The sequence below is a fragment of the Paenibacillus sp. 01T422 genome (assembly GCF_056398785.1).
Genome location: NZ_JBFTQB010000746.1, coordinates 1 through 3,315, shown reverse-complemented (window position 1 = coordinate 3,315; position 3,315 = coordinate 1). Strand labels below are relative to the sequence as shown.

Here is a 3,315-nt window from a genome sequence, read left to right as displayed (position 1 = left end):
GGCATGCCCTGGGCGACTTCCTCCTCCGCAGGAGCGTCTCGGCGCGGGATCTCGAATCCAAGATAGTCTTCGATTTCAGGAACATGTCTCATCTCATTCGGAGTAACGAATGTAATGGCCTTGCCCGTCTTGCCAGCTCGTCCCGTTCTTCCGATCCGGTGGACATAACTTTCCTTCTCCAGCGGCAGGTCATAGTTAATGACGTGAGTAATATCCTCGACATCAATCCCTCGTGCCGCGACATCCGTTGCTACCAAGAAACGGAACTCGCCTCTTTTGAAGGCATTCATAACCAGGAAACGATCGTCCTGCACCATACCCCCATGGATCTTGTCRCAAGGATAGTCAAGAAGATCCAACTCCCGGAAGACATCGTCTACATGTTCTTGCGTCCGGCAGAAAATAATGCAATTGTCAGGATTCTCTGTTACGAAGACATCCTTAAGCACATTAAATTTCTCTGTTTCTTTCACAGTAATCAGCGCGTGTTCAATCTGGACCTTGGCTGCTTCCGGCGTTTGAATTTCAATATCTATCGGGTCATGCATATATTGATGACATAATTGTTCCACGTCTTGCGGGAGTGTGGCCGAGAACAGCATCGTCATACGATCTGTCCTAAGCTCATCAATGATCGCTCCTACCTGCTCAATGAAGCCCATCCGCAGCATCTCATCTGCTTCATCGATGACGAGCATATTGATCTTCTCCAAATCCAGCGTGCCCTTCTGAATATGATCCAGCACACGTCCCGGTGTGCCGACGACCACATGGCACTTCTGGTGAAGCTCCAGCTTCTGTTTGGCAAAGGGTTGTTTGCCATATAACGCCACCGCTTTAATTCGCTTGAACCGGCCAATGTTCGTGATATCCTGCTTCACTTGATCCGCGAGTTCTCGCGTCGGTGTTAGAATTAGCGCCTGCGGCCGATTCTCTTCCCATTCTACCAGCTCGCAAATTGGGATTCCGAAAGCCGCCGTCTTCCCGCTTCCCGTGCGCGACTTCACCGTGAGATCCTTCTCCTGAAGCGCAATGGGAATCACTTCGTGCTGTACGTCTGTCGGCTGCTCGTAACCCAGGCTCTGCAAGGCTCGGACAATATCCTCACTCAATTGATAATCCGTAAAACTTCTTAATGCCACTAAATAACTCCCCTTCATTATATATGTACCGTGAATCAACTTTCCTCCAACTATCTCATACTCCCAACAAAAAAACCATCAGAAGCGGCAGCAAACGCCAAACTGATGGTTTTAATGAAGGATTCTTTATTTGACCCACCGCAATGCACGGCTCTTCCTTGTTCTATTCCGTTTCCGTTACCTCCTTAAAGGCATTCACGGCTTGCTCCAGCTTGGTATAATTCTCCTGATTCTCCGGGAGRGGTCTCTCTGAACGAATTGCTTGCAGTACATGAAGCAGCAGATATTCGGGCATATTCGCATCAGGACAGTTAGCCGTTAATGCCACGATGAGCTGCAGTTCAGGGACAACAAAAATGCGCCTCCCACTTGAACCTGAGGCATAGAACATCTCATATTGCTTTTTACTTCCTTTTACGATTCCTTTGGGCAGCGTCTTGGACCACCATAGCAGACCGTAGCCTCCCTGCGTCCCATTGCTGTAATTCAGCGTAACTCGCTTTTGCATCGAGTCGCGAACCCAAGTGCTCGGGATAATCGTTTGATCTTCCCATTGRCCTTGTTTCAAATACAAATAGCCGAACTTAGCCATATCTCTGAGCGTTAAAGCCATTGCCCAGGCACCAATGGAACGTTCTTTTCCATCAGAATTCCAGCTCAAGTCCGTAATGCCAAGCGGATCGAACAAACGTGACTTGGCGTAATCGAACATTGATTGGCCAGTCGCTTTGTGCATTATAGCCGACAACAGATGCGCATCACCATTGCTGTAATTAAACAGCGTACCTGGCTCTGAGTACCCAGGGCGATCCAGAATGTACTGCACCCAATCAGCTGAATACATCATCTCAGTTGAGGAGATTTCATTCGTATTGTCCCAATCCAGGCCTGATGTCATGCTCAGCAAATGTCTAATCGTCATTTTTGACTTCAAGGGATCATTCGCGAGTTCGGGGAAAAAATCACGAAMCTTTTGATCCATACTGATCAGCTTCCGTTCAGCCAAAGCAATACCGACCAGTGCAGATGTTACACTTTTGGTGACCGACTTCACATCTTGGGGAATATTTGCTTGCGTGCAACTATTATAAGCTTCTGCAACTAAATGGCCGTTTCGAACGACTGCGATGCTGCATACCTGCTGACTGCTGAACATTTCAACCGTCTTGGCTAGCGTTCCTGAGAACATTCCTTGCGCTTCCGGCGTGCTCGTCCTCCAACCCGCGGTTGGCCAATACTCGGTTGATTCTTTGGCATTCAATTGGAATGGCGATATGGTATTGTTACCCGATTGTAACGTGTTTTGTTGGGTTCCGGACATCTCTATCTATCCTTCCAGTATGGTATTAACCCTCTCTCTTTCTATTAGCTTACTATGCAATTATGAAGTAAATATGACGCGAACCTTAATAAAACATTAATAAAAGCTGAATTTTGGATGAAAAAGTAAAGGGATATCCCTCTTATGTTACAATATTCGTAACTATTTCCCTGTTAAAGGTTTCTTATTGGAGGTTAACATGCGCAAACTCATCTTTTTCATAGGTCCTGCTGGAGCAGGCAAAACAACGCTAGCCAGAGCATATGCCAGTAAGCGCGGCGGAGCCTTCCTTGACATGGATACTCTGCTTCGGCCCGCAGCAGAAGCGCTGATGACGCTAGCCGGGAAAGATCCCGAGGATCGGGATTCCCCTTTTTACAAACAGCATTGTCGTGATCTCGGATACCGCATCACCATGAATGCCGCGCTGGAGAATCTGACCTTAGACCTCGACGCCATCGTTATTGGGCCTTTTACCCGAGAAATCAACGATCCGTTGTGGCTGGACCAAGAACTATCCGCTATCAGCGCGAGCACGGAAAATCTGGCGGTTAAGGCGGTTTACGTCTACCTTCCATCTGAGGAAGCCTACCACTCGCGCATTAGCACCAGAGGCTCGGCACTAGACGTATGGAAATTGGACAACTGGCAACAATTCAGCCCTTCGCTACGTCGTGGTGAAATTCGATGGTCGGTTGAGCCAAGCTCCATTCTCTATCTCGACAATTCTGGACCACTTACTTCTGAGAAGCTGGACATGCTTGAAAAGTTCATTGACAACGAAAGTTGACAACTTTTTTTTGTAAATTTACAAAAATGAATGTTGCAACTTTACATTTCCCCCACCAATGC

3 protein-coding genes are annotated in these 3,315 nt (G+C 47.6%); 1 reads left to right on the top strand and 2 read right to left on the bottom strand.

Features of this window, described 5'->3' with window-relative positions:
* Both AC1DUA_RS30395 and AC1DUA_RS30390 read right to left on the bottom strand, forming a co-directional pair.
* Positions 1 to 1,142 (bottom strand): DEAD/DEAH box helicase (locus AC1DUA_RS30395; protein WP_477503294.1); only part of this gene is annotated, 1,142 nt, incomplete at its 3' end.
* A gap of 163 nt (positions 1,143 to 1,305) precedes the next feature.
* Positions 1,306 to 2,463 carry a serine hydrolase domain-containing protein gene (locus AC1DUA_RS30390; RefSeq protein WP_477503293.1) on the bottom strand — a complete coding sequence of 386 codons (1,158 nt, stop codon included), beginning with the start codon at positions 2,461 to 2,463 and terminating at the stop codon, positions 1,306 to 1,308.
* A gap of 199 nt (positions 2,464 to 2,662) precedes the next feature.
* On the opposite strand from AC1DUA_RS30390, the gene AC1DUA_RS30385 reads away from it, so the two are divergent.
* Complete coding sequence (locus AC1DUA_RS30385) at positions 2,663 to 3,253, top strand: P-loop nucleotide/nucleoside kinase family protein (protein WP_477503292.1); 591 nt, start codon at positions 2,663 to 2,665, stop codon at positions 3,251 to 3,253.
* Positions 3,254 to 3,315 lie beyond the last annotated feature (62 nt).